The sequence below is a fragment of the Streptomyces sp. NPDC045968 genome (genome assembly GCF_056430475.1).
This window is the reverse complement of record NZ_JBWKLF010000001.1, coordinates 322,580-348,160: the sequence shown is the minus strand read 5'-3', so window position 1 is coordinate 348,160 and position 25,581 is coordinate 322,580. Positions and strand designations below refer to the sequence as shown.

Below are 25,581 nucleotides of genomic sequence, written 5' to 3'. Positions count from 1 at the left end.
TCACCACATGCGAAGAATGCCCAATTTTGGCGCCTTTTTGAAGCGTATAGGCACCTCTGCGCGGCGGTTCCACTCTGGGGACAGAGGGGACGAGTGGGGCGCAGGCATAACGAGTGCACAACACCCGGGGCGCGAGACGTCAAAAGCGGTGCATGAATCGCACCTACCTGCGATTATCGGTTCGCTTCACCGAACCTCCACATCGTGCCACGCAGGTGAAGCAGCCGGGTCGAGGCGATCGGAGCCCTATCCTTGTCCCGGCAAGGTCAGGACCGGCCGGAACGGCCCCGACCACAGGGCCCCAGGCCATCACCGGCCCCCGTAGCTCAGTGGATAGAGCAGGCGCCTTCTAAGCGCTTGGCCGCAGGTTCGAGTCCTGCCGGGGGCACAGAGCGCGCACCACCTTGAGGCCCTCCACCCCGGAGGGCCTTTTCGCTGTTCAGGGGGACGCTAGCGAGGGCGGCGTAGCGGGGGCGTAAGGCTGGGCGGCCCGCAGTCGTCCGCACCCTCTCGTGACCCGTGTGCACGCCCGTTCGCGGCGGTCGGCCAGCGCCTCGTACGTTCCGGGCCGGGCATATCCTGAAGGGGCTCGAAGCTCTCCGATCACTGGGAGGCGTCATGACATTCGTGCAGGTCATCGACTGCAAAACGAGCAGGGCCGATGAGTTGGACCGCCTTATGGACGCCTGGGTCGACGCGACACAGGGCAAGCGGACAGCCACGCACTCGATCGTCGGACGGGACCGGGCGGACGCCACTCACCTGGTGGAGATCGTGGAGTTCCCCTCGTACGAGGAGGCCCAGAGAAATTCGCACCTGCCGGAGACCGACCGGATATTCCAGGAGATGGCGGCCCTGTGCGACGGGGAGCCGTCGTTCACGGACCTCGACGTCGTGCGGGACGAACAGCTGAACAAGATCGTGGTCCGCAGCTTCTTCGACGACGTGATCAACGCGAAGAACGTCGACGCGGTGGACGCGATCTGTGCCGCCGGCTACCGGGAACACGACCCGTCGCTGTCGTCGTACGACGTCGGGCTGGAGCAGGCCAAGATCGAGAACCGGGCGATCATCGAGGCGTTCGAACCGGAGGCCACCATCGAGGGCTTGACCGCCGAGGGCGACATGGTGTGCGCGCGGCTGTCCTTCAGGGGGCGCCACGTGGGCGCGTACCAGGGTATGGAGCCCACCGGCCGGGAGGTCTCGGGAACCGGCCACGCGACCTTCCGCTGCGAGGACGGAAAGATCGCGGAAAGCTGGTGGAACTTCGACGACCTCGGTCTGATGCAGCAGCTCGGAGTGATCGGCAGCTGATGAGGTGGTGACCGCCCGGCGGCTTTGCCCGGCCGCCGAGGTGCTCATCGACGGGCGGCTCCGCCTGGCCGCCGGGCGGCACCCCCTCCCGCTCAGCGCGCAGGTGCGGTCGTGAACTTCTTGCGCCACGCCAGGGACACGTACACGAGTGCCACCAGGACCGGCACCTCGATCAGTGGTCCCACGACGCCGGAGAGGGCCTGACCGGACGTCACACCGAAGGTGGCGATGGCCACCGCGATGGCCAGCTCGAAGTTGTTGCCCGCGGCCGTGAAGGCGAGCGTCGCCGTGCGGTCGTAGTTCAGGCCGATGGCCTTGCCCAGCAGGAACGTACCGAACCACATCACGGCGAAGTAGACGAGCAGCGGCAGCGCGATCCGTACGACGTCCATCGGCTGGGTCGTGATGGTCTTCCCCTGGAGGGCGAAGAGGATGACGATCGTGAACAGCAGCCCGTAGAGCGCCCAGGGACCGATCTTCGGCAGGAACGTCGTCTCGTAGGACTCGCGGCCCATCCTCTTCTCGCCGGTACGGCGGGTCAGAAAGCCCGCCACCAGGGGCACGCCCAGGAAGATCACGACGTTGAGCGCGATCTTCCACATGGAGATGTCCAGCGTCTCGCCCTCACCCAGGCCGAGCCAGCCGGGCAGCAGGTCGAGGTAGAACCAGCCCAGTACGCCGAACGCGATGACCTGGAAGACGGAGTTGAGCGCCACGAGGACGGCGGCGGCCTCGCGGTCGCCGCACGCGAGGTCGTTCCAGATGACGACCATGGCGATGCAGCGGGCCAGGCCGACGATGATCAGGCCGGTGCGGTATTCGGGGAGGTCCGGGAGAAAGATCCACGCGAGCGCGAACATGAGCGCCGGGCCGAGAATCCAGTTGATGACCAGCGAGGAGATCATCAGCTTGCGGTCACCGGTGACGGCGTCGAGCTTGTCGTAGCGGACCTTGGCCAGGACCGGATACATCATGATCAGCAGGCCGGCCGCGATGGGCAGGGAGATTCCACCGATCTCGACCTTCGCGAGGGCGTCGTCCAGCCCCGGTATCAGCCGGCCGAGACCCAGGCCGAGACCCATGGCGAGCAGGATCCACACGGCGAGGAAGCGGTCGAGCGTCGAGAGCTTCGCGACGACCGAGGTCTCCTCGGGGGGCGCGGTCGCTTGTGTGGGGGTCACGGACAGGCCCTCTTGTTCTCGCCGGCCGTACGAGCGGAATCGGCCAGGCCGGCGAACTGGCCGGCGAGCTGGGCGATGACGTCCGGCCGGAGCCTGTAGTAGGTGAAGCGGCCGCACGGCTCGGTGTCCACGACACCGGCCTCACGCAGCACTCTCAGGTGGTTGGAGAGGTTGGTCTGCTTGGCGCCGGTCTCCTCGACCAGATGCGTGGTGCAGAGCGTCTCGCGGGCCAGCAGGGTCACGATCTTGAGCCTGAGCGGGTCGGCCAGCACCCGGATCAGTTCAGTGTCGACTGACGTCATCATGGGCTGATACTGTCACATCAGCGGTGACTGAAGCCAGTGGGCGTTGATGTCACGTGTGGCCGGTCCCGCGGCGAGACGAGAGAGAGCCCCGATGTCCGAGAAGCCGTCCGTGCTGTTCGTATGCGTCCACAACGCCGGCCGTTCGCAGATGGCTGCCGCGTGGCTCTCCCACCTGGCCGGGGACCGCGTCGAGGTCCGCTCCGCCGGTTCCGCGCCGGCCGGTCAGGTCAACCCGGCGGCGGTCGAGGCCATGCGCGAGGTCGGCATCGACATCACCGCCGAGACACCGAAGATCCTGACCGTCGACGCGGTCAGGGCATCCGACGTGTGCGTCACCATGGGCTGCGGCGACACCTGCCCCGTCTTCCCGGGGAAGCGGTATCTGGACTGGACGCTGGAGGACCCGGCGGGCCAGGGCGTGGCGTCCGTACGGCCGATCCGTGACGAGATCAAGAAGCTCGTCGAGGGCCTGATCGAGGAGATCGCTCCGGAAGCGTCCGCGGTCTAGGACGACGCGGGAAGCGCGAAACGTACGTCGGTCAGGGCCTCCGAGACCTCCCACAGGCGGCGGGCCGTGCCGGAGTCGGTCGCTGCCGGGGCCAGTCGTACCCGCGTCGGTGCGCCGCGCGGTTCCGCACGGCCGTCCGGGCCGATGAACTCGCCGCCCGTCACATCCGGAGCGGTCGCCGCGTTTCGCCGTCATCGCCCCCGCGCTGGATGCCGTGGAGTGGTGACGCCGTGGGGAGCTACCGCGTGGCCGCTCCCCACATTCCGTACTACGTGGCCGTCAGCGGCCGAAGGACGCACCCAGTGCGGCGTTCACGGCGACCGTTCCGAGCGTCGCGTTGTTGATGGCCGACGAGCCCGTGACCGTGGTGCCGGTCGTGGTGGCGGGGAAGAACCAGAGGGCTCCCGCGCCCGTGTCCTCGCCCGGGGCACCCACCGCGAGCTCCGCGCGGCCGTCCTTGTTGCCGTCGACGAAGGCGGCAGCCGCGCCGAACCTGTCGTTCAGCTCGGCGACTCCGGTGACGCCCGCCGTGTCCTGGTTGAAGCCCTTGGTCCCCGTGCCCGTGGGGCCGGTGGAGGTGCCGGGCATGACGAGGACCGCCCCCGCACGCCGAACCGCTTCGAGGGCCTCGCCGGAGACGCCCACCGCGATGTCTCCGAAGCCGTCGCCGTTGGTGTCGCCGATCGCGACGGACGAACCGAAGCCGTCCGCCGACTCGGCCGCACCCGGGATGCCCGCCGAGTCCTGGTTGAAGACCTTCGCCTTGGTGCCCTGCGCGCCGGTGGCCGCGCCCGGCACGTAGGTGACCATGCCGCCCTTGGCGAGCGGCAGATCGAGGTCGCTGTCGTATCCGTCGATCGCGCGGCCCACGACGAGGTCGGCGTACGCGTCGCCGTTCACCCGGCCGACCGCCAGGTGCTCGCCGCCCTCGATCGCGTAACCGTCGGTGCCCTTGACCGGGGCGAGAGCCCCCAGGCCCGTGGCGCCACCGGCGGCGACGCGGATCGTGCGGCTGTCGAACTCGTCACCGGCGTGCGTGAGCGCGGCGATGTCGTCGCGGCCGTCCCCGTTGACGTCGCCCGACGCGAGGTCCAGGTAGCGCGTGTCGTCCATGTCGGGGTACACGGCAGTGGCGGCCGCGGCGCCCGCCCGGGTGAAGGGGCCCGAGAGCGTCTGGAGGTCCGCCCACTTGACGGTGGCGAGGTCGGGGAAGCCGTCACCGTTGAAGTCGCCCGCGGTGAGCCGGCCACCGGCCCCGTCGTACTGCTCGCCCGTCAGGAGCGTGGCGCCACCGGACAGCCCGGTCGCCCCGCCCCAGACGACGGTGATGAGCCCGGTGCGGTCGACGGTGCCGTCCTTCTCGGTCGCGGCACCGACCACGAGGTCGCTGTAGCCGTCCCGGTCGAGGTCGGCGGAGGTGATCGCACTGCCGAAGGCGTCACCGGCCTCGGCGGCGTCGGGAACACCCGCCGAGTCCTGGGTGACGATCTGCCTGGTGGCGGTCGCGGGGCCACTCGTGGAGCCGTACACCACACCGACGTATCCGGCCCCGGCCTTCCCGTTGACGGTGGCGCCGGGTGCGGCCACGGCCAGGTCGGCGAATCCGTCACCGTTGTAGTCGACACGGCCCGGGACCGGGGTGACCGGCGCCGTCACCGCTCCCGCCACCGACGCCGTCGGGCGCGCGGAGATCGTTGCCTGGGCTGCGGGCGCGGTGACGACGGCGGCTGCTGCCACCGCGATGGCGAGTGCCACAGTCGTTCCGATTGCTCGGGATGCCACACGGACTCCTTATCGAAAGTTCAGAGAGTGTTCTCGGTGCCGTATCGGTGAGTACGTGGGGGTGTGCACTGCATACGCTGAGACGTGCCGGACCCGTCAAGGGTTGTACCGCGCCGCGGATCGAGTAGCCCCGGGCACGGGAGCGAGGGGCCAACCGGTGGCTCGCGCCCTATCCTTGATCACTCGTCACGGCTGCCCGCCGGGGCGACAGGGGCGGGGGGAAGTGGCATGGACACAGAGGTACGACTCGTGGCGGGGGCGAGCCTGCCCGCGTACGCCGACGGCATCCGCCGGGTGTACGCGGAGGTGTTCTCGGCCCCGCCGTGGAACGAGGACGAGGCGATGGCCGGTCTCTACGTTGAGCGGCTGGCGGCCGACGCGCTGCGGCCCGGCTTCACGGCCGCGCTCGCCTTCCACGGCGACACGGTGACCGGCTTCGCCACCGCCTGGTCCACGCCCGACTCCTTCCCGCAGGACCGCAGTTACGGAGACGTGGCCGCCGCCCTGGGGCCGGAGCGCACCACGGCCTGGCTGTGCGGCGGTCTCGAGGTCGACGAACTCGCCGTCACCGAACGGGCCCGCGGCACCGGGCTGGGCGCGGCGCTTCTGGCGGCGGTCACCGGCGCGGCCCCGGACGGCCGTTGCTGGCTGCTGACCTCGGTCCGGGCGCAGGGCGCCCTGCGCTTCTACCAGCGGGCCGGCTGGTACCAGGTCCCCTCGACGGTGCCCGGCAAGGCGGGCCTCGCCGTCCTGCTGGGCCCACGGCACCCCGTCAACCCATTGACGGAGCCCGGCATCCCCGTCTAGCTTCCGAGCAACCCCGTTGAAACCTTTCACGGGGCGTGGGCGAGGCACCGCGAGCCACCGCTGGGGAGCCCCCGTGCACCAGTCCGCCACGGGTCGTCCTCGGCGAGCCGACGGTCTTCGACGACAAGAACATCGATCAGTTCACCTACTGAGCCGGGGAGCCGTTCCGTGCAGCGCGTCTGTTTTCTGCTGAAGGTCCGTGCGGACCGCGTCGAGGAGTACCGCGCACGGCACGCCGCCGTCTGGCCCGACATGCTCGCCGCGCTCTCGGAGTGCGGCTGGCACAACTACTCGCTCTTCCTGCGCGAGGACGGGCTCCTCGTCGGCTATCTGGAGACGGCGGACTTCGAGGCGGCCCGCGAGGGAATGGCAGCGACCGAGGTCAACGCGCGGTGGCAGCGGGACATGGCGGAGTTCTTCGAACAGCCGGAGGCGGCGGACGAGGCGATGGTTCCGCTCACGGAGGTGTTCCACCTGGCCTAGGTGACACGGCCCGGGGCCCCCGCCTCCGCACGCGTCTCGCCGCGTCGCCCCCGGGCTGATTCCGGGACCGCCCTCGTAACGGACTTCAGCGTCGCGCCAGCGCCAGCACGCTCAGACCGAACATCAGGACACCCAGGGGGAGATGGACCGACGGTATGTGTGCGATGCCGAGCACGACCTGGACCGAGGCGAGGACAAGGAAGCCGGACGCGTACCAGACGGGCCGGGGGGAGCCGCCGCCCGGCTTCCACGCGAGCACCGCCGCCAGCACGTACAGCATCGACGCCCCGTACATCACGCGGGCTCCGGCACTGTGCAGCGTCTCTCCGTAGGACGAGGTCAGCAGCAGTCCGGCGGAGACCGCCTGAAGGAAGATGGTCAGGGTCTGCGCGGTGATCGCGATCTGCAGAAACGAGATGCGGCCCTGTGCCGTCGCCTGGGTTGCCATACCACGGTCCCCTTTTCCGCCCGCTGGGGCAGTAGATCGATAAGGTCTCACCAGCCCGACGACGCGGGCCGGCGAAAGGTAAGGCGAGGGGGCGGGCGGGGGCATGGGGGCGGTTGGGGCGAGCACCGACGAGATGGCCGGCGAGCGGTGCCAACTGATCAATGTGGCCTACCGGCTGCTCGGTTCCCTGGCCGAGGCCGAGGACGCCGTACAGGAGGCCTACGCGCGCTGGTACGCGCTGCCGCGAAACCGGCAGGACGAGATCGTCTCCCCCGGCGCCTGGCTGACGACGGTGACCAGCCGCGTCTGCCTGGACGTGCTCGGCTCGGCGCGGGCCCGGCGTGAACGCTATGTCGGCGCGTGGTTGCCCGATCCGCTGCCCGATCACGCCGAGTGGGGCCACGGCCATGGCACCGACCCCGCCGACCAGATGGTCCTGGACGAATCGGTGACCATGGCCTTCCTCGTCGTCCTGGAATCGATGACACCCGCCGAGAGGGTGGCGTTCGTCCTGCACGACGTCTTCCGGTACCCCTTCGCCGAGATCGCCGACATCCTCGGCAGGACCCCTGCGGCCTGCAAACAGCTCGCGGCGTCCGCCCGGCGGCGGGTGCGCGTCGCACGGACTCCGGTGACATCGGCCGGGCGAGCCGGGCGGGCGGGGCAGGCGGACACGGTGCGGCATGTCAAAGAGGCATGGGAGACCAAGGACATCGTGGCCCTCGTCGACCTCCTCGACCCGGCCGCCGTGATGACCGCCGACGGCGGCGGCATGGTCGGTACCGCCCTGCGCCCGGTCGAAGGCGGTGCGCGCATCGCCGAGTACATGGTCGCCATCGCCGACAGGGCTCCGGGGCTCGAACTCCTGGAGCGTTCGGTCAACGGTGTGCCGGGCCTGGTGGCGCGGCGTGGCGGCGCCGTCATGACCGTCGCCTCGTTCGATGTGGCCGACGGCCGCGTCACCCGGATCTGGGTGGTCCGCAATCCGGAGAAGCTGCGGCCGTGGGCGGCCTAGATCGCGCGGTCAGACGGCTGCCACGACGAGCAGGGCGAAGGCCACGAGCGATGTCACTGTCCGGACGCGGTGGAGGGTGTTCCACCGTGCCTCGAACGCCGTGCGCGCGGCGCCGTCGTCACCGCCTTCCGATGCGGCCAGCGCGGAGTTCAGCGGGATGTTGCCGACCACGGTGATGAGGTGGCCGGCCACCGCGCAGGCGAGGCCCACGGCGATCAGGAGCTGGTCGGTGGCCGTACGGTCACCGGCTCCGACGGCGAGGGCCACGCCGGGGAGGACGATCACGCCGAGGAAGAGGACGAGGAAGGCGGGGCCCGGCACCTTCTCGTTGAAGCGGCGCATCGCCGAGGTGAACTGGGCGTCCGGCAGCGCGCCCAGGCCGGGCATGATCGCGATCAGGAACGTCAGCATGAAGCCGGCGTAGAGGCCGGTGGCGATCACGGCGGCCGCCAGGGGCAGGGAGGACATGGCGCCCATCATGACGTGGCGGGACGGCTGATGCGGCGGCCTTGCGGAAAAGCGTGGGGCGGGAGGCACACTCTGCCTCCCGCCGGGCGTGACGAAGGGCGCCCGCGCGCGCTTCCGGCACGGTCACACGCCTGAAGGTGTCCAGGCTCCGGGCGTGCAGCCGGCCACACGGTGGCCCTCTCCCCCCACTCTTCGTGGCGCCCCCTCAGCCGATCTCGCCCTCGCCCTCACCCTCGTCAGGGGCGTCCTCGCTGCCCCTGATCGAGTCGGCCTGCTCGATCGCCGTGGCCAGCTTCGTCACGGAACCGTCCTCGGTGGCGCTCGCCAGTTTCCGTGCCCTGTCGGCGAGTTCACCGAGCCCCGGGGCGCCGGGCATGCTTCCGCCGCGCAGCACGTCGGCGAAGTACGCGGCCACGGCCGTCACCTGGAGCCGGGTGTTGTCGCCGCCCCACAGGGTCCCGTCGATCGCCCCGGTCTCCACCGACCCGGTCTCCTCGTGCGCTTCCCTGGTCTTCGGGTCCTGCCAGCGCACCGTGGCGGTCGCCACGTGTCCGGACGCGCCGTCCCGGAGGCGTACGGCATAGAGCGCCGTCACCGTGTGGCCGGGGCCGACCTCGCCGCCGTCCACGCTGTCGTCGCGGAAGTCCTCGTCGGCGACCTTGCGGTTCTCGTAGCCGATGAGCCTGAACTGCTGGACGGTCTCGCGGTCGAAGGCCACCTGGGCCTTGGCGTCCCGGGCCCGCAGTTCGACATGGGCGGGCAGCTGGTCGACGAAGACCTTGCGGGCCTGCGTCTCGTCGGAGATGTACGTGGTGTGGCCGTCGCCCTTGTTGGTGAGGCGTTCCATCAGCTCGTCGCCGTAGTCGCTGCCGACACCCACGCCGAAGAGGGTGATGCCGTACTCGCGGCGTGAGGAGTCGACGCGTTCGAGGATCGCGTCGGCCTGCGTCTCACCGGTGTTGGCGAGCGCGTCGGACAGCAGCACGACCCGGTTGTTGGCGCCCTTGCGGTGGCCCTTGACGGCCTCGTCGTAGCCGCGCCTGATGCCGGCGTCCACGTTCGTGGAGTCCTCCGGTTCCATGTCCTCGACGATGTCCCGGACCTTGGTGCGGTTGCCCTGGAGACGGGTCATCGGGAGCCGGGTCTCGGCCCGGTCGCTGAAGGTGACCAGGGAGACGGAGTCGTCGTCGCGCAGTTCGTCGGTGAGGATGCCCAGGGACTTCTTCGCCAGGTCCAGGCGGCCCGGTTCGGCCATCGACCCGGAGATGTCGACGACGAACGTGAGCGCGGCGGGCGGGCGTTCGGCCTGGCCGGTGGCGGCCTTGGTGGCGAGCCCGACCCGTACGAGCGACCAGTCGCTCGCTCCCGCCCCGGCGCGCGCACCGTCGACGGTCACCGAGAAGCCGTTGTCCTTGGGCCGCTGGTAGCCCTGGCGGAAGCTGTTGACGAACTCCTCGGGCCGCACGGTCTCCGGTCCGGGCAGCTGCCCGTCGCCCAGGGTGCGGCGCGCGTAGCCGTAACTGGCCGTGTCCACGTCCAGGGCGAAGGTGGAGAGGTAGTCCGGCGGCGCCACCTCGCGGGCCGAGCCCTCCTCCTGTTCCGGACGGACCTCGTCCGCCGCCCCGCCGGGCGCGGTCGCGGCCGGTGCCGGGGCCCCGCCCTTGGGACCCCTGGCATCGGTCTTCCGGTCCGCGGAGGTCGCGCCGTTGTCTCCCGCCCCGCAGCCGGTGAGCAGCATTCCGCCCGCCAGCAGCAGAGCGAGTGTCCCGCTGTACTTCGCCGTCCGGTGTTTCATCCGTACCCCCCACATCGTCGACATCTGTGAATGTGACGTATCGGGAGGTCCGAAAGAGTCGACGAACGAGTTGCGGATCAGTCTCGATGCGGCAACGACGGGCGGAAGCGGCGCGGAATGTCTGCGTCAGGACACGATGTCCTTACGACTGAAGCCGCGGAAGGCCAGGGCGAACAGGATCAGGGCATAGGTGACGGACACCGCGGCGCCCTTGGCCATGCCGCCCCACTCCAGATCCGGCTGGAGCGCGTCCGCCCAGGCGAACTGCCAGTGGGCGGGGAGGAATTCGCGCCAGGTGCCGAGTGCGGTGACCGCGTCCAGGACGTTGCCGACGATGGTGAGGCCGACGGCGCCGCCGACCGCTCCCAGGGGCGCGTCGGTCTTGGTCGACAGCCAGAACGCCAGGGCCGCGGTGACCAGTTGGGACACGAAGACGAACGCCACGACGAGCGCGAGACGCGGCACCGTGTCCCCGGTGGCGAGTGCGCCGCCGGTGGGGAGTTCCAGTGGCCCCCAGCCGTACGCCGCGGCTCCCGCCGCGAGTGCGACCACCGGCAGCAGCACCATGGCGGCCAGGCTGAAGCCGAGCGCGACGACGAGCTTGCTCCAGAGCAGGCGGGTCCGCGGCACGGGCGCCGCGAGCAGGTAGCGCAGGGACGACCAACTGGCCTCGGAGGCGACGGTGTCCCCGCAGAACAGGGCCACCGGCACCACCAGCAGGAAGCCGGCCGAGACGAACAGACAGGTCGCGGCGAAGTTCGCGGCGGACGCCGTCGCGGTGTCCATCAGGGTGATCCGTTCGCCGCCGCCGGGCCCGCCGTCCGGGGTGCCGCCGATCGCGAAGGCGATGATCAGGATGAACGGCAGGGCCGCCAGCACCCCGCCCATGAGCAGGGTGCGGCGCCTGCGGAGCTGCCGCATCGCCTCGACGCGCAGCGGCAGGGTGCGCCGGGCCCGGTAGCCGGGTACCTCGGGGGCGTGTGTCACATCGACTGCGGCACTCATGCGGAGCCTCCGGAGATCAGGGTGAGGAACGCGTCCTCCAGGCGGCGGTGCGGCCCGACGCCCGTCAACGGCACGTCCATGCGCACCAGTTCGGCGATCAGCTCGGACGAGCCGGCACCGTCGAGCCGTACGAGCAGTCCGAGCCCGTCGCCCGTACGCACCGCGGAGCCGATCCCCGGGAGTGCGGCGATCTTCTCGACGAGCGGTTCAGCGACCTCCTGTGCGGTGGTGACGAGCAGCATGTCGCCGGAGCCGGTGATCTCGGCGACCGGTCCCGCCTGTACCAGCCGCCCCCGGTCCATGACCACGAGATGGGTGCAGGACTGTTCGACCTCGGAGAGGAGGTGGCTGGAGACGATGACGGTCCGGCCCCCGGCCGCGTACCGGATCATCACGTCGCGCATCTCACGGATCTGGGGCGGGTCGAGGCCGTTGGTCGGCTCGTCGAGGATCAGGAGGTCCGGCATCCCCAGCATGGCCTGGGCGATGGCGAGCCGCTGCCGCATGCCCTGCGAGTACGTCCGTACGGCACGGGCCAGGGCGTCACCGAGTCCGGCGATCTCCAGTGCCTCGTCGATGTGCGAGTCCCCGTCGGGCCGTCCGGTGGCCTGCCAGTACAGCTCCAGGTTGGCGCGACCCGACAGGTGGGGCAGGAAACCGGCCCCTTCGACGAACGAGCCGACCCGGGACAGCACAGGCGCACCCGGCCGGATGGCGTGTCCGAAGACGCGGATGTCGCCGTCGTCGGGCGTGATGAGCCCCATCAGCATGCGCAGGGTCGTGGTCTTCCCGGCCCCGTTCGGCCCGAGGAGTCCAAGCACCTGCCCCTTCTCCACTCGGAGGGACAGCTCCCGCACGGCGTACCGGTCCGCGGACTTGGCGTACTTCTTCGAAAGGCCGGTGATCTGGAGCGGTACGTCGGCGAGCGCCGGGTCGGGCGCCGGGGTCGCGGTGCGGCGGCGCGCGGAGAGCAGGAGCGCGGCGGCGATCGCGAGGGCCGCGGCCGGAAGTCCCCAGGTCCACCAGGGCAGAGCGGTCGACGCGGTCCTGACCCGCGGTGCGGTGGGCAGTGTCAGCGGGCCTTCGAGCGAGGCGGTGTACGTGGCGGGGGCGGCCGGCGACGCGTAGCCGAGGTCGGTGGCGGACAGGACGAGGCGGAGCCGGTGCCCGGAGTCGATCTCGTGGTCGACGGCCGGGAGGGTCAGCTCGATGGGCCTGCCCTGCTGGGCGGGCGTGATCCGGTGGGCGGTGACGAGCTGGGAGGGCAGCACCTGCTGCTTCCCGTCGGGCGACACGTCGTACACCTTCCCGAACAGCACGGCGTCGCCGCTGCCGTTTCCACTCTCGGCCGTGACGTTCACGCGGACGGTGGGCGATCCGGTGACGCGTACGGATTCGGCGAGTGGCCGTGATTGGAACCGGGCGTACTGCCCGGGGAAGTCGAGTGAGAGCCCGTCACCGAGGGACGACAGCCGCGAGAGCCCACCGCCGAGTCCCGGCACGGCGGAGATCGCGGGCGGACTGGCCCCGGCGGGGTTACGGAAGGTCTGCTCGTCCCCCGCGAGCGCGATCTCCTCGCCCCCGCTCGTCAGCCCCGGGTAGCGGTCGCTGCTCGCGCCGCGCTGCTGTGCGGCCCCGTCGGTGGAGTCGATCCCTCCGGTACGCGTGACCCGGAAGGCGGGCCCTGTGCCGGTGCCCTTCTCCTCCTTGAGATAGCGGTCGAACCACGCACCGACACGGCCCTCGACCCGGGCGCCCTCCCTGTCCCCGCCGTCGTGCCCGCCCGCGATCCAGTCGACGGAGACGGGCGCGCCGTTACCGCTGATGGCCTTCGCCATGGCGTCGGCGTGGTCGAGGGGGAAGAGGGAGTCGGACTGACCCTGCACGATCAGCGAGGGCACCTTGATGCGGTCGGCGACGGCGACCGGGGAGCGCTCCGTCAGCAGCTCACGCGCGGCGGCGTCCGGCTTCCCGCTGACGGCGACCCGCTCGTACATCTCGCAGAGCCGCTTCTCGAACCTCTCGCAGCCACCGCCGGTGGTCACGAAGATCCCGGCCCAGAGCTTCTTGAAGACCCCGTCCGGGAACAGGGCGTCGGCCAGATTCCAGTAGGTGATGACCGGTGCGATGGCGTCGACGCGCTTGTCGTACCCGGCGGCGAGGAGCGACACGGCCCCACCGTAGGAAGCCCCGGTGACACCGACCCGCGGGTCACCCTCACCATCGAGCTCCACCTCCGGCCGGCCGGCCAGCCAGTCGATGAGCCCGGACACGTCCTTGACCTCGGCGTCGGGCCCGTTGAGCGAGATCTCCCCGCCCGACTTCCCGAATCCGCGGGCGGACCAGGTCAGTACGGCGTACCCGTCGGCGGCCAGCTTCTGGGCCTGGGCCCGCACATCGGTCTTGCTGCCGCCGAAGCCGTGCCCGATGAGCACGGCGGGCCGGCGCTGTGAGCCCCCGGTCGTGAAGTACGAGGTGTCGATGGGCACCCCGTCCATCCGCAGCATCCGGTCCTCGCGCTGCACGGCGGGACCGCTGTCGTCGGCGACCGCGGTCCACGTGCCGCCGCCCACGAGCACGACGAGCGCGGCCAGGCCGGCGGCCCATCGGCCGCGCTTACGTGGCAGTCGGGGCCGCCACCGGGAAGTTGGGGAGTCCATACCCCGACCCTAAGCGGGCGCCGGCACTCCGAAAGAGCCCACCAGGGGGAGGTCCCCGGCCTCCCTCAGAGGTACGGGGTGCTCCCTCCGTACTCCGTACGCGGTACGTAGGCCTTGGTGCACACGGCTCCGGGAGACCTGCGGCGGCAACGGCACCAGCCGGCATGACTTCGGTCAGCGTGCCTCGATACCTCTGGCGGCCAGGATCTCCAGGGAGCCGGGGAGCATGTACTCCAGTTCGTCCGCGCCGGTGAAGAGCTTGAGGTTCGGCAGCAGGTCCAGGTCGTCGAGGGAGCGGACGTCGAAGAGGTCGTCCTCACCGTCCCAGACCGGGGCGCACTCGTGGAAGACCTGATGCCCGCCGTCGAACGTCAGCTCCTCCACCGTGGCGAGCAGCTCCGCGGGGATCTCCAGCGCCTGGAAGTACGCGCGGGGCTCGTCCAGGACGGTGTACGCCAGATCCTTGTCCTGGACGTAGGCGTCGAGGTCGTCGACGCCGTGGGTCCGCATGTGGTCCCTCAGGCTGAACGCGGGCGTCAGCGTCTCGTCCCAGTACATGAGCTGCTCGACGACGAGGAGCTTGAAGTTGAAGTCGCGGAAGACGGTCATGGGACAGGTATAGCAACCGGGACTGACATCGCCGCGCTGGGCGTCAGTTCCCGTATGCCTCATGCCTCGGGCGCCGAGGGCCGGGGCACTCTCCCGGTCGCGGGCCACGGGGTTTCGCGGGGCAGTAGCGCGGAGGCGGCCTCGGACCGGCCGGCCCGCACCAGCCCGTGGATCTCCCGGGCGAGCGGGGTGACATCGCGGATCGAGACCGTCCACTCGTCCGCGTACCGCCGGGCCGCCACGCCCGCGAGGCCGAGTTGCAGGGAGCGGTACGGGAGGGGGTTCAGGTGGAGGTCGCGCTCGGGGTCCCACTGGACGCGGGTGGGTGCGCGTCGCAGGTTGCGCTGCCAGGTGGCGTGGTCCGGGTGCACGTCCCGTACGTAATGGGAGAGTTCGGCGTTCTCCAGCGCCCAGGTGAAGCCCTCCCTACTGATCTCGACCGCGAGGACGGTCTCCTGGCCCTCCTTCGTCGCCCAGCCGCAGCGATACATCATCCACAGAAAGCTCGGCTTGATCCACGTCATGCGGTCACGCTTCCAGGCAGCGGGGAAACGGCCGTCGCGAGCGGCCGGAAGGCCTAGGGCGGGCGGGTACGCCTGGTACACGGTGATCGTCGATTCGGTGTGCTGAGCGCGGATCTCGTGGGGCGGTGCGGTCAGATGCGGTGCGGTCATGGCGTACACCATCGCGCGGACCCCTCGGCCCCTGCCACCAGGTTTTCCACGGTCCCTTCGACGGCACGACCACGGCTGCCCGCCCGTGACGATCGCGGCTCGTCACCCAGCAGCACCGGGGAGGGGCCGTGACAGAGGAGCGGAGAACGGGGGCGAGCGCCGTCGTCGAGCTGAGATGCGAGCTGGGGCAGCCGGACTGGTCCGACGCGTTCCACGCACGTGGACGGGTACGAGGGATCAGGGGCCGGCTGCGAGGACTGCTGCCGCCTGTGCTCTTGGCGGGGGCGATATGGCCGCTCACCGACAACGTCCCTGGACCGTGACCGTCGGCGACTCCGTGCGCCTCGCGGGTGCCGATCCGGCCGCGTGACTACGGGCGCTTCGAGGGCACAGGTTCCAGTCTCGGCCAGCGTGTCAGCATGCGGTGGCGCAGGTCCGCGGCGAGGGTGCTCAGACCGCCGAGGTCCGGGTGGTCCGTGGTCAGTTCGGCGACTACGCGCAGGCGGTGGGCCAGACGGCCCCGGGCGGTCGTCGTGCCCCATTCCCAGTCCTGGTCCGGGATGCGGGCCAGGTGGTCGGTGGTGCCCCGGTGCGCGCGTTCGACCAGGGCGTCGCCGCGGATCAGCCAGCCCGCGCAGGCGTCGGTGAGACCCGTGTCGTCGAGTTCGGTGCCGGTCGCGGTGCGCCAGGCCGTGCGGTAGGCGGTGGTGGCCCGGTCCAGCAGCGGTTCGGCCGCCTTGGTGACGCACCAGCAGGTCGGGAAGCCGATGCGCAGGTAGGCGAGCTCCATCAGGCCGTTGCCCAGCGAGGCCTGTTCGAAGTCGATGAACCTGATGCCGTCGGTGGTGTGCAGGTCGTTGCCGGGGCACGGGTCCCCGTGCAGCAGGGCGTTCCCCGGGGCGTGGGCGATCCGGTGGACCAGGGCGTCGAGCTCTCCGGCCACGCCGGGTGCCACCGGGGCGCCGAGGGTTTCGGCCAGGGCGAGGAAGGACGTGGCATCGGCCTGGGTCGGGCCCTGCCAGCGGGGAAGGGTGCCGGTGTCGCCGGGCTCCGCGGTGGCGTGCAGCCGGGCCAGGGCCGCCGCGTACGTGACGATCCAGTCGGCGGGCGGGCGCCGTTCGTCCACGTGTTCCAGGACCAGTACGCGTTCCCCGGGGTCGGTGCCCAGGAGAGCGGGCACCACGGGGGTTCCGGTGGTTCCGGCGCGGGCGGCGATCCGCAGGGCGGCCACCTCACGCCCGTAACGCTCGTCGGCGCCCGGCCCCTCGATGAGCTGCTTCAGTACCGCGGCCCGCCCGTCCAGCTCGATGCGCCAGACCCGTGAACGCGGGCTGCTCTCCAGGACGCGGGGGTGCCTGGGCTCGCCCAGCCCGGCCAGCAGGGCTTCCCCGAACGGCAGTTGTCGACTCGTCATCCGGCCACCCTTTCACCGGAGGGCGACCAGAGAGCGACCAGGGGGCGGTCGGGGGGTTATCAGGGACGCGGAAAGCCCCGCCCGGGGCGGGCGGGGCTTCGTGATCCGGTGTACGGATCAGTGGTTGCGGGGGAATCCCAGGTCGACGCCGGAGGGGGCGTCCGCCGGGTCGGGCCAGCGGGTGGTGACGACCTTGCCGCGGGTGTAGAAGTGCACGCCGTCGTTGCCGTAGATGTGGTGGTCGCCGAAGAGCGAGTCCTTCCAGCCACCGAAGGAGTGGTAACCGACCGGCACCGGGATCGGGACGTTGACGCCGACCATGCCGGCCTCGATCTCCAGCTGGAAGCGGCGGGCGGCGCCGCCGTCGCGGGTGAAGATCGCGGTGCCGTTGCCGAACGGCGAGGCGTTCATGAGCGCGACGCCCTCGTCGTACGTGTCGACGCGCAGCACGCACAGGACCGGGCCGAAGATCTCGTCCTTGTACGCGTCGGAGTCCGTCGACACGTTGTCGAGCAGGGACAGGCCGATCCAGTGGCCGTCCTCGAAGCCGTCGACCGTGTGACCGGTGCCGTCGAGGACGACGTCGGCGCCCTGGGCGGCCGCGCCCGTGACGTAGGAGGCGACCTTGTCGCGGTGGGCGGCGGTGATCAGCGGGCCCATCTCGGAGGTGGGGTCGTTGCCGGGGCCGATCTTGATCTTCTCGGCCCGCTCCTTGATCTTGGCGACGAGCTCGTCCGCGATGGAGCTGACGGCGACGACGGCGGAGATCGCCATGCAGCGCTCACCGGCGGAGCCGTACGCCGCCGAGACCGCCGCGTCGGCCGCCGCGTCCAGGTCGGCGTCGGGCAGGACCAGCATGTGGTTCTTGGCGCCGCCGAGCGCCTGGACGCGCTTGCCGTTGGTGGAGGCGGTGGTGTGGATGTAGCGGGCGATGGGGGTGGAGCCCACGAAGGAGACCGCGGCGACGTCGGGGTGGTTCAGCAGCCCGTCGACGGCGACCTTGTCACCGTGCAGGACGTTGAGGACACCGTCCGGCAGACCGGCCTCGGCGGCCAGCTCGGCCAGCAGGTTGGCGGCCGAGGGGTCCTTCTCGCTGGGCTTCAGGACGAAGGTGTTGCCGCAGGCGATGGCGAGCGGGAACATCCACATCGGCACCATGGCCGGGAAGTTGAACGGCGTGATGCCGGCGACGACACCGATCGACTGGCGGATGGAGGAGACGTCGACCCGGCTGGAGACCTGGGTGGACAGCTCGCCCTTGAGCTGGGTGGTGATGCCGCAGGCCAGCTCCACGATCTCCAGACCGCGGGCGACCTCACCGAGCGCGTCCGAGTGCACCTTGCCGTGCTCGGCGGTGATCAGCGCGGCGATGTCGTCGCGGTGGGCGTCGAGCAGGGCGCGGTAGCGGAAGAGGACCGCGGTGCGGGCGGAGAGGGAGGACGTGCCCCACGTCTGGTAGGCGGCCTTCGCGGCGGCGACCGCGGCGTCCACCTCGTCGAGCGAGGCGAGCGCGACCTTGGTGGTGACGGCGCCGGTGGCGGGGTCGGTCACCGGACCGTAGTTGCCCGACGTGCCCTCGACGCTCTTGCCGCCGATCCAGTGGTTGACGGTCTTCGTCATGACTACGTGCTCCTTCAGAGGTGGCGGCGTCGGGCTGCGACGTGGCGTTCGTACTCTTCTCTGGCCTTGACCGCCGACGGGCGGGTCGCGGTTTCGGCTACCGGAACATCCCACCACGCCTGCGCCGGAGGGGGGCCCGACACAGTGTCTGCCGTTTCGGTCTCGACGTAGACACAAGTAGGACGGTCGGCGGCGCGGGCATCGGCGAGGGCTTCGCGCAGGTCAGTCACGGTCTCGGCACGCAGGACGCGCATACCGAGGGAGGCCGCGTTGGCCGCGAGATCGACGGGGAGCGGCGGCCCGGTGAAGCTGCCGTCCGCCGCCCGGTGACGGTAGGCGGTGCCGAAGCGCTCGCCGCCCACGGACTCGGAGAGGCCGCCGATCGAGGCGTAGCCGTGGTTCTGGAGAATGACGATCTTGATGGGCAGCCGCTCCTGCACGGCGGTGACGATTTCGGTGGGGTTCATCAGGTAGGTGCCGTCGCCGACGAGTGCCCAGACGGGCCGGCCGGGGGCCGCGAGCTGGACTCCGATCGCGGCGGGGATCTCGTATCCCATGCAGGAGTAGCCGTACTCGACGTGGTACTGGTCGGCGGAACGGGTCCGCCAGAGCTTGTGCAGGTCGCCGGGGAGCGAACCGGCGGCGTTGATCAGGATGTCGTCCTCGGTGACCAGGGTGTCGAGTACGCCGAGGACCTGGGCCTGGGTGGGGCGCGCCGCAGGGTCCGCCGGGGCGTAGGCGGCGGTGACCCGCTCCTCCCACCGGGCCTTGGCCGCGCCGTAACCGGCCTCGTAGGCCGCCTCGACCCGGTAGGGGTCCGTGTCCAGGCCGCCGTGCAGGGCTTCGAGCGCCTCGCGGGCGTCGGCGAGCACGGTCAGCGCGGAGAGTTTGTGCGCGTCGAAGGAGCCGATGTTGACGTTGACGAAGCGGGCCGAGGGGGCGAAGAGCGTCGACGAGGCGGTGGTGAAGTCGCTGTACCGCGTGCCCACGCCGATCACCAGGTCGGCCGCGCGGGCGAGTTCGTCGGCGGTGGCCGTCCCGGTGTGCCCGATGCCGCCGACGTCGCAGGGGTGGTCGTGGGGCAGCGATCCCTTGCCCGCCTGGGTGGAGGCGACGGGGATGCCGGTGGCCTCCACGTAGGCGCGCAGCGCCGCCTGGGCCCCGCTGTGACGGACGCCGCCGCCCGCGACGACGAGCGGGCGGGCGCTTGCCCTGATCGCCGCGGCGGCCGCGGACAGTTCGCGGTCCTCGGGGCGGGGCCTGCGGATGTGCCAGACCCGCTCCCGGAAGAACTCCTCCGGCCAGTCGAACGCCTCCGCCTGGACGTCCTGCGGCAGCGCCAGCGTGACGGCGCCGGTGGCCGCCGGGTCGGTGAGGACGCGCATCGCGGCGAGAGCGGCGGGGATCAGTGCTTCGGGGCGGCCGATCCGGTCGAAGTACCTGGACACCGGCCGCAGACAGTCGTTGACGGAGACGTCGCCCGCGTACGGCACTTCGAGCTGCTGGAGTACGGGGTCGGCGGGCCGGGCCGCGAAGGTGTCACCGGGCAGGAGGAGGACGGGCAGGTGGTTGACCGTGGCGAGGGCCGCGCCGGTGACCAGGTTGGTGGCGCCGGGACCGATGGAGGTGGTGACGGCCTGCGCGGAGAGCCGGCCGGACTGGCGTGCGTACCCCACGGCCGCGTGCACCATGGCCTGTTCGTTGCGGCCCTGGAGGAAGGGCATGCCGGCCGGTCCGGCCTCGACGAGGGCCTGGCCGATCCCGGCCACGTTGCCGTGGCCGAAGATGCCCCAGGTGGCGTTGATCAGGCGTTGGCGATGGCCGTCGCGCTCGGTGTACTGGCGGGCGAGGAAGGCGACGAGGGCCTGAGCGGTGGTGAGCCGCCTGGTCGCCGGGGCGGGGGGTGTGGTCATCGGCCGGCCTCCGGGCCGTAGAGGGGGAGCCGGGGGTCGACGGGCTGTGCGGGCCAGGCGTCACGAATCCAGCTGTGGTCGGGGTGGTCGCGGATCAGCCACTCGCGGTGCTGCCCCGGCCCGGCCATCACGTTGAGGTAGTACAGGGTGCGGCCGGGCGGGGCGATGGACGGGCCGTGCCAGCCGTCGGGGATGAGGACCGCGTCGCCGGTACGCACTTCGGCGAGGACATCCGTACCGCCCGCCCGGGACGGTGACACCCGGTGGTAGGCGAGGCCGTCCCCCTCCACCTCGAAGTAGTAGATCTCCTCGAGCACGGACTCCGTCCCGGGACGGTGCTCGTCGTGCTTGTGCGGCGGGTACGAGGACCAGTTGCCCCCGGGGGTGAGGACCTCCACCGCGATGAGGCGGTCGCAGTCGAAGGTGTCGGCGGCGGCGAAGTTGTTGACCTGCCGGGAGCAGTTCCCGGCGCCGCGCAGCTCGACGGGTACCTCCGGCGCGGGGCCGTAGCGAGCGGGGAGTCGTCGCTCGCACTTCGCTCCTGCCAGGGCGAAGCGGCCTCCCGCGCCGGAGGCGATCTGTGCGTGGGCGTCACGCGGTAGGTACGCAAAATCGCTCACCCCGCTGAACACGCTTTCTCTGCCCAGCAGTTCAAAGATCTCACCTGCCGTGTGCACCGTACAGCCGCCCGTCAACGGCAGGATGATCCATTCACTCTCCCCGGTTACCAGGGTGTGAACACCACCCGGTTCCAGTTCGAGCACGCGCAGGCTCGACCGGTCCCACCCGGCCCGCTCCGGGTCGATGTCGAAGGCGTAGGCACCGCTCGCCGCGCTGCCGGCCGGGAGGTGGTGGCGGCTTCGCCGCTGGTCCTCGTGCGTCGTCGTCTCCATGCCCTTTACATGCCCTCCTAGAGCAGTGCCACAGCGGTGTCGACCGCCCCGGCCACATCGCCGTCGGCCGGATAGAGCAGTGAACGGCCCACCACCAGCCCCTGGACGGACGGCAGCCGCAGCGCGCCACGCCACTTCTCGTACGCACCGTCGAGATCGCCGCCCACCTCACCGCCGAGCAGCACGGCGGGCAGGGTCGAGGTCTCCATCACCTGGGCCATGTCGTCGGGATTCTCCGTGACGGGGACCTTGAGCCAGGTGTACGCGGAGGTGCCCGCCAGCCCGGAGGCGATGGCGATGGACGTGGTGACGGCTGCCGCGCCCAGGTCGTTGCGGAGCCGGCCGTCGACGCGGCGGCAGAGGAACGGCTCGACGAAGACGGGCAGGTGGCGGGCCGCCATGTCGTCGATGGCACGGGCGGTGGTGTGCAGGGTGTCGAGGGAGCCGGGGTCGTCGTAGTCGATGCGCAGCAGCAGCTTGCCCGCGTCGAAGCCGAGCCTGGCCAGGTCGGTGGGGCGGTGCCCGGTGAACCGGTCGTCCAGTTCGAAGGAGGCGCCCGCGAGTCCGCCGCGGTTCATGGAGCCGATGACGACCTTGCTCTCCAGGGCCCCGAGCAGGAGCAGGTCGTCGAGGATGTCGGCGGTGGCGAGGACCCCGTCGACGCCCGGCCGGGAGAGGGCTAGGCAGAGCCGCTCAAGGAGCTCGAAACGGTTGGCCATGGCCAGTCCGTGCTCCCCGACGGCGAGCGAGCCGCGGGCCGGATGGTCGGCGGCGACGATCATCAACCGGCCGCCGGGAGAGACGAGAGGCCGTCGGCGGCGCCGGGCGGCGGCCTCGGCGACGGCCTCCGGGTGGTGCACCCGCAGCCGGACGAGCTCGGAGGCGGAGGAGGCGGCGGGCGTCATGGGGTCGCTCCGGTCGGCAGGACGGCGCCGTCGGCCAGCGCCTGTTCGACCTCGGCCGGGTACGGCATCGCGGACGAACAGGCCAGGCGGGACGCGACGATGGCACCGGCCGCGTTGGCGTACCGCATGATGCGCTCGGTCGTCCATCCGGCGAGCAGCCCGTGGCAGAGCGCCCCGCCGAAGGCGTCCCCGGCGCCGAGTCCGTTGACGACCTCCACGGGCAGGGGCGGCACGTCGGCCGTGGTGCCGTCGCGGTGAACGGCCAGGACCCCTTTGGGTCCCTGCTTGACGACGGCCAGTTCGACCCCGGCCGACAGGAGGGCGCGGGCCGCCGCGTACGGCTCGCGTTCCCCGGTGGCGATCTCGCACTCGTCGAGGTTGCCGACGGCCACGGTGGCGTGGGCGAGCGCTTCCCGGTACCGCGCGGGTGCCACCGTGCTGTGGTCGCCGCCCTCCCAGAACATCGGCCGCCAGTCGAGGTCGAAGACGGTGACACCGCCCGCTCGCGCCCCGGTACGGGTCCCGTTCCGGGCGCGGAGTGCGGTGAGGGTCGCGGTGCGGCTCGGTTCGGCACAGAGTCCGGTGCCCGTCATCCAGAACACCCGGGCGTCGCGCACCGCGTCCAGGTCGAGTTCCGCGCCGTGGATCTCCAGGTCGGGCGCCTTGGGCTGCCGGTAGAAGTAGAGGGGGAAGTCGTCCGGCGGGAAGATCTCGCAGAAGGTGACCGGGGTCGGATACTCCTCCACAACCGTCACCCACCGGTCGTCCACCCCGAACTCCCGCAGCTGCCACCGGAGATAGTCACCGAAGGCGTCCCGGCCGGTCCGGGTGATCACGGCCGCGCGCCGGCCGAGACGGGCCGCCGCCACCGCGACATTGGTCGGCGAGCCACCGAGGTACTTCCCGAAGGTCTCGACGCGGGCGAGCGGCACACCGGTCTGCAGGGGGTAGATGTCCACCCCGATCCGCCCCATGGTGATCACGTCGTACGGCTCAGGCATACGCATCCCTTCGCGCCGCGGCTCGACCGCGGCCGGACGGCTGGTCCCAGGTCTAGCCCTCCCCCGGAACCCTGTCAACATTTTGTCCGGACATTCGGACGTACTCTTGACACTCCTCCACAGTGACCGGAGGGTGGGCGATATGACCTCCTCCGTACCCTCTCCGGCCCGCATCCGAATCGGCTCGGCACCTGATTCGTGGGGGGTGTGGTTCCCCGACGATCCGCGGCAAGTGCCCTGGCAGCGCTTCCTCGACGAGGTCTCCGAGGCCGGTTACGAGTGGATCGAGCTCGGGCCGTACGGCTATCTCCCCGTCGACGCGGACCGGCTGGCGGAGGAGACCGGGCGTCGTGGACTCCAGGTCTCGGCGGGCACCGTCTTCACCGGACTGCACCACGGGCCCGCCGTCTGGGACCGGACCTGGGCCCATGTCGCGGACATCGCGGCGCTCACCCGGGCCATGGGCGCGGACCACCTCGTGGTCATCCCGTCGTTCTGGCGCGACGACAAGACGGGCGAGGTGCTGGAGGACCGCACGCTCACGGCTGAGCAGTGGCGCGATCTGACGGCCCAGACGGAGCGACTGGGGCGCGAGGTCCAGGACCGGTACGGGCTGCGCATCGTCGTGCACCCGCACGCCGACACCCACATCGACACCGAGGAGAACGTCAGCCGGTTCCTCGACGCCACCGACCCCGCCCTGGTCTCGCTCTGCCTGGACACCGGCCACTACGCGTACTGCGGCGGGGACAGCGTCAAGCTCATCGAGACCTACGGTGAGCGCATCGGTTATCTGCACCTCAAGCAGGTGGACCCGGAGATCCTCGCCGATGTCGTCGCCAACGAGGTGCCGTTCGGCCCGGCCGTGGCCCGCGGAGTGATGTGTGAACCGCCGCGCGGGGTCCCGGCCCTGGGGCCGGTCCTGGAGGCCGCCCGCGCTCTGGACGTCGACATGTTCGCGATCGTCGAGCAGGACATGTATCCCTGCCCGCCCGACAAGCCGTTCCCGATCGCCCGCCGCACCCGGGACTTCCTCCGCTCCTGCGGCATGCCGCAGAGCCCCGGCGGCTCCCGAAGTCCCCGCTGACCTCGTTCTGTCACAGCTGTCACCCTCTTGTCACGCTTGTCTCCGTTACGCGGGTCTTCCGTCACAGGCGCCCGACATCCCTCCCCGCTCGTCACTCTGCGTCGTTGACCAGGCACAGGCTGAGTGATCGTCAGCGTCCATGCCGCACATCCCCCAGACGGCCCCCCGCCGTCGGTGCGGTGCAGAGAGGTGTCACCCATGACGGACAGAAGTCTCTGGTCCTACAAGGACATTGCCGCGCACATCCGGGTGCAGCCCGACACCATCCGCTCGTATCGCAAGCACGGTCTGCTTCCACCTCCCGACCATGTGGAGAACGGCAAGCCCTACTGGTACGCGGACACGGTCCGCGCCTGGGTCGCGTCCCGCCCCGGCAACCGCGGCCGACGCGACTGACAGAGCCCCCTCCGGATTCACTCCCCCCAGGCCCCGTACGGCGACCGGTCCCCTCCGGTCCCGTTGCGGGGCCTCAGTCACGCCGCTTCCCCGACGGTTCGATGATCGTCACGCCCGCCCCCGGCGCCGCCCCCATCGCGGCGAGCGCGGCCGGTGCCGCGTCGAGCGGGATGACGGAGGTCACCAGCAGGTCCGGGCGCAGGGCGCCGGCCCGCACCATGTCCATCATCGGCCGGTAGTCGTGCGCGGCCATGCCGTGGCTGCCGAGGATCTCCAGCTCCAGGCCGATCACCCGCGCCATGGGCACGACCGGATCGCCGGTCGCGGACGGCAGCAGGCCGACCTGTACATGGCGGCCCTGCCGCCGCAGGCTCCGCACCGAGGCGGCGCAGGTGAGCGGTGAGCCGAGCGCGTCGATCGACAGACGCGCACCGCCGCCCGTGAGTTCGCGCACCGCTTCGTCCGCACCCTCGGGGTGCGCGGAGGCGTCCACGCACTCCGCCGCGCCGAAGGTCCGCGCCAGCTCCAGGGCCCGCGGCGAGACGTCGACGGCCACGACCCTCGCCCCGCAGGCCACCGCGATCATCACGGCCGACAGGCCCACCCCGCCGCAGCCGTGCACGGCGACCCACTCCCCCGGCGCCACCCGCCCCTGGCCGACGACGGCCCGGAACGCCGTGGCGAACCGGCAGCCGAGACCCGCCGCCGTGGCGAACGACAGCCCCTCGGGCAGGGCGACCAGATTCACGTCCGCCTGCTCCAGTGCCACGTACTCGGCGAAGGAGCCCCAGTGCGTGAACCCGGGCTGGGTCTGCCGTTCGCAGACCTGCTGCGCACCTGCCGCGCACGCCTCGCACCGGCCACAGGCGCAGACGAAGGGCACCGTCACGCGGTCGCCCGGCCGCCAGTTGACGACATCGGCTCCCGCCGCCTCGACCACTCCGGCCAGCTCGTGCCCGGGGACGTGCGGGAGGGTGATGTCCGGGTCGTGGCCCATCCAGCCGTGCCAGTCGCTGCGGCACAGTCCGGTGGCCTCGACCCGGACCACCACTCCCTGGGCGGAGGGAGCCGGATCGGGCACCTCCCGGAGCCGGGCCTCCTGCCCGAACTGCTCGAACACAACTGCCCGCATCGGTTCCGCCCTTCGCCTCGCCCGCCGCTCGGAGGCGCCGAATCTACGCCCCGCCGCCGATCTTGTCCCGCCTCTTGCCGGACTCGGACGCCCCGCCCGCCTCCGCCTCTCCCGCGCGACTCGCCTTCATACCCCCTAGGGGTATAGTGTGACGCATGTGAGGGCG

General features: G+C 71.2%; 24 protein-coding genes, 1 tRNA gene and 1 pseudogene. 8 read left to right on the top strand and 18 right to left on the bottom strand.

Annotated features, from left to right (window positions below):
* Window positions 1-315 precede the first annotated feature (315 nt).
* Together AC07FA_RS01460 and AC07FA_RS01455 are read left to right on the top strand one after the other, a co-directional pair.
* Window positions 316-388, top strand: a tRNA-Arg gene (locus tag AC07FA_RS01460).
* Window positions 389-618: 230 nt separating this feature from the next.
* Complete coding sequence (locus AC07FA_RS01455) at window positions 619-1,314, top strand: ester cyclase (protein WP_479072648.1); 696 nt, start codon at window positions 619-621, stop codon at window positions 1,312-1,314.
* 92 nt (window positions 1,315-1,406) lie between these two features.
* Here AC07FA_RS01455 and arsB read toward each other — a convergent pair whose 3' ends face one another.
* Together arsB and AC07FA_RS01445 are read right to left on the bottom strand one after the other, a co-directional pair.
* The gene (arsB, locus tag AC07FA_RS01450; RefSeq protein ID WP_479072647.1) at window positions 1,407-2,495 is read right to left on the bottom strand and encodes an ACR3 family arsenite efflux transporter; all 1,089 of its coding nucleotides are present in this window, start codon (window positions 2,493-2,495) and stop codon (window positions 1,407-1,409) included.
* A complete protein-coding gene (locus AC07FA_RS01445) occupies window positions 2,492-2,800 on the bottom strand; it encodes an ArsR/SmtB family transcription factor (RefSeq protein WP_479072646.1) in 309 nt (102 codons plus the stop codon). The genes arsB and AC07FA_RS01445 overlap by 4 nt, the downstream gene beginning before the upstream one ends.
* A 91-nt stretch (window positions 2,801-2,891) precedes the next feature.
* Between AC07FA_RS01445 and AC07FA_RS01440 the strand changes: the two genes are divergently transcribed.
* Window positions 2,892-3,308: an arsenate reductase ArsC gene (locus AC07FA_RS01440; protein ID WP_479072645.1), complete on the top strand. Its 417-nt coding sequence runs from the start codon at window positions 2,892-2,894 to the stop codon at window positions 3,306-3,308.
* Here AC07FA_RS01440 and AC07FA_RS01435 read toward each other — a convergent pair.
* Together AC07FA_RS01435 and AC07FA_RS01430 are read right to left on the bottom strand one after the other, a co-directional pair.
* A pseudogene (locus AC07FA_RS01435) lies at window positions 3,305-3,490 on the bottom strand (short-chain dehydrogenase); the annotation flags it as partial. The gene AC07FA_RS01440 and the pseudogene AC07FA_RS01435 overlap by 4 nt on opposite strands.
* Window positions 3,491-3,587: 97 nt before the next feature.
* The gene (locus tag AC07FA_RS01430) at window positions 3,588-5,090 is read right to left on the bottom strand and encodes an FG-GAP repeat protein (RefSeq protein ID WP_479072644.1); all 1,503 of its coding nucleotides are present in this window, start codon (window positions 5,088-5,090) and stop codon (window positions 3,588-3,590) included.
* Window positions 5,091-5,318: 228 nt separating this feature from the next.
* Here AC07FA_RS01430 and AC07FA_RS01425 point away from each other — a divergent pair, with 228 nt between their 5' ends.
* Window positions 5,319-5,897: a GNAT family N-acetyltransferase gene (locus tag AC07FA_RS01425; protein ID WP_479072643.1), complete on the top strand. Its 579-nt coding sequence runs from the start codon at window positions 5,319-5,321 to the stop codon at window positions 5,895-5,897.
* 168 nt (window positions 5,898-6,065) lie between these two features.
* Entirely contained in the window at window positions 6,066-6,380 is a 315-nt protein-coding gene (locus tag AC07FA_RS01420) for an L-rhamnose mutarotase (protein WP_479072642.1), read from the top strand.
* Window positions 6,381-6,465: 85 nt separating this feature from the next.
* Here the strand turns inward: AC07FA_RS01420 and AC07FA_RS01415 are convergent, their stop codons facing one another.
* Window positions 6,466-6,828, bottom strand: coding sequence for a hypothetical protein (locus tag AC07FA_RS01415; protein ID WP_479072641.1), 363 nt, complete (start codon window positions 6,826-6,828; stop codon window positions 6,466-6,468).
* Window positions 6,829-6,931: 103 nt separating this feature from the next.
* Between AC07FA_RS01415 and sigJ the strand changes: the two genes are divergently transcribed.
* A complete protein-coding gene (gene sigJ, locus AC07FA_RS01410; protein WP_479072640.1) occupies window positions 6,932-7,843 on the top strand; it encodes an RNA polymerase sigma factor SigJ in 912 nt (303 codons plus the stop codon).
* A gap of 9 nt (window positions 7,844-7,852) precedes the next feature.
* Here sigJ and AC07FA_RS01405 read toward each other — a convergent pair whose 3' ends face one another.
* The 12 genes from AC07FA_RS01405 to iolC form a co-directional block, all read right to left on the bottom strand.
* Window positions 7,853-8,311: an anthrone oxygenase family protein gene (locus tag AC07FA_RS01405; protein ID WP_479072639.1), complete on the bottom strand. Its 459-nt coding sequence runs from the start codon at window positions 8,309-8,311 to the stop codon at window positions 7,853-7,855.
* Between the two features lie 205 nt (window positions 8,312-8,516).
* Entirely contained in the window at window positions 8,517-10,106 is a 1,590-nt protein-coding gene (locus AC07FA_RS01400; RefSeq protein ID WP_479073409.1) for a vWA domain-containing protein, read from the bottom strand.
* 126 nt (window positions 10,107-10,232) lie between these two features.
* On the bottom strand, window positions 10,233-11,111 hold the full coding sequence (locus tag AC07FA_RS01395; protein ID WP_479072638.1) for an ABC transporter permease: 879 nt from the start codon (window positions 11,109-11,111) through the stop codon (window positions 10,233-10,235).
* A complete protein-coding gene (locus AC07FA_RS01390) occupies window positions 11,108-13,771 on the bottom strand; it encodes an alpha/beta fold hydrolase (protein ID WP_479072637.1) in 2,664 nt (887 codons plus the stop codon). The genes AC07FA_RS01395 and AC07FA_RS01390 overlap by 4 nt, the downstream gene beginning before the upstream one ends.
* A gap of 174 nt (window positions 13,772-13,945) precedes the next feature.
* Window positions 13,946-14,380, bottom strand: a complete 435-nt coding sequence (locus tag AC07FA_RS01385) for a DUF6892 domain-containing protein (RefSeq protein WP_479072636.1) — start codon at window positions 14,378-14,380, stop codon at window positions 13,946-13,948.
* 59 nt (window positions 14,381-14,439) lie between these two features.
* Window positions 14,440-15,054 carry a DUF4291 domain-containing protein gene (locus AC07FA_RS01380; protein ID WP_479072635.1) on the bottom strand — a complete coding sequence of 205 codons (615 nt, stop codon included), beginning with the start codon at window positions 15,052-15,054 and terminating at the stop codon, window positions 14,440-14,442.
* A 370-nt stretch (window positions 15,055-15,424) separates the two neighbouring features.
* Window positions 15,425-16,468 carry an aminoglycoside phosphotransferase family protein gene (locus tag AC07FA_RS01375; protein ID WP_479072634.1) on the bottom strand — a complete coding sequence of 348 codons (1,044 nt, stop codon included), beginning with the start codon at window positions 16,466-16,468 and terminating at the stop codon, window positions 15,425-15,427.
* A 117-nt stretch (window positions 16,469-16,585) separates the two neighbouring features.
* On the bottom strand, window positions 16,586-18,088 hold the full coding sequence (gene mmsA, locus AC07FA_RS01370) for a CoA-acylating methylmalonate-semialdehyde dehydrogenase (RefSeq protein WP_479072633.1): 1,503 nt from the start codon (window positions 18,086-18,088) through the stop codon (window positions 16,586-16,588).
* A 14-nt stretch (window positions 18,089-18,102) separates the two neighbouring features.
* Entirely contained in the window at window positions 18,103-20,001 is a 1,899-nt protein-coding gene (gene iolD / locus AC07FA_RS01365) for a 3D-(3,5/4)-trihydroxycyclohexane-1,2-dione acylhydrolase (decyclizing) (RefSeq protein ID WP_479072632.1), read from the bottom strand.
* Window positions 19,998-20,894, bottom strand: coding sequence for a 5-deoxy-glucuronate isomerase (iolB, locus tag AC07FA_RS01360; RefSeq protein ID WP_479072631.1), 897 nt, complete (start codon window positions 20,892-20,894; stop codon window positions 19,998-20,000). Before iolB ends, iolD begins: the two co-directional genes overlap by 4 nt.
* Window positions 20,895-20,911: 17 nt before the next feature.
* On the bottom strand, window positions 20,912-21,799 hold the full coding sequence (locus tag AC07FA_RS01355) for a Cgl0159 family (beta/alpha)8-fold protein (protein WP_479072630.1): 888 nt from the start codon (window positions 21,797-21,799) through the stop codon (window positions 20,912-20,914).
* Window positions 21,796-22,800, bottom strand: a complete 1,005-nt coding sequence (gene iolC, locus AC07FA_RS01350) for a 5-dehydro-2-deoxygluconokinase (RefSeq protein WP_479072629.1) — start codon at window positions 22,798-22,800, stop codon at window positions 21,796-21,798. Before iolC ends, AC07FA_RS01355 begins: the two co-directional genes overlap by 4 nt.
* A gap of 142 nt (window positions 22,801-22,942) precedes the next feature.
* Between iolC and AC07FA_RS01345 the strand changes: the two genes are divergently transcribed.
* Entirely contained in the window at window positions 22,943-23,887 is a 945-nt protein-coding gene (locus AC07FA_RS01345; protein WP_479072628.1) for a sugar phosphate isomerase/epimerase family protein, read from the top strand.
* Window positions 23,888-24,085: 198 nt separating this feature from the next.
* Complete coding sequence (locus AC07FA_RS01340; RefSeq protein WP_328910246.1) at window positions 24,086-24,283, top strand: helix-turn-helix transcriptional regulator; 198 nt, start codon at window positions 24,086-24,088, stop codon at window positions 24,281-24,283.
* 73 nt (window positions 24,284-24,356) lie between these two features.
* On the opposite strand, the gene AC07FA_RS01335 is transcribed toward AC07FA_RS01340, so the two are convergent.
* Complete coding sequence (locus AC07FA_RS01335; RefSeq protein WP_479072627.1) at window positions 24,357-25,415, bottom strand: zinc-dependent alcohol dehydrogenase family protein; 1,059 nt, start codon at window positions 25,413-25,415, stop codon at window positions 24,357-24,359.
* Between the last annotated feature and the right edge of the window lie 166 nt (window positions 25,416-25,581).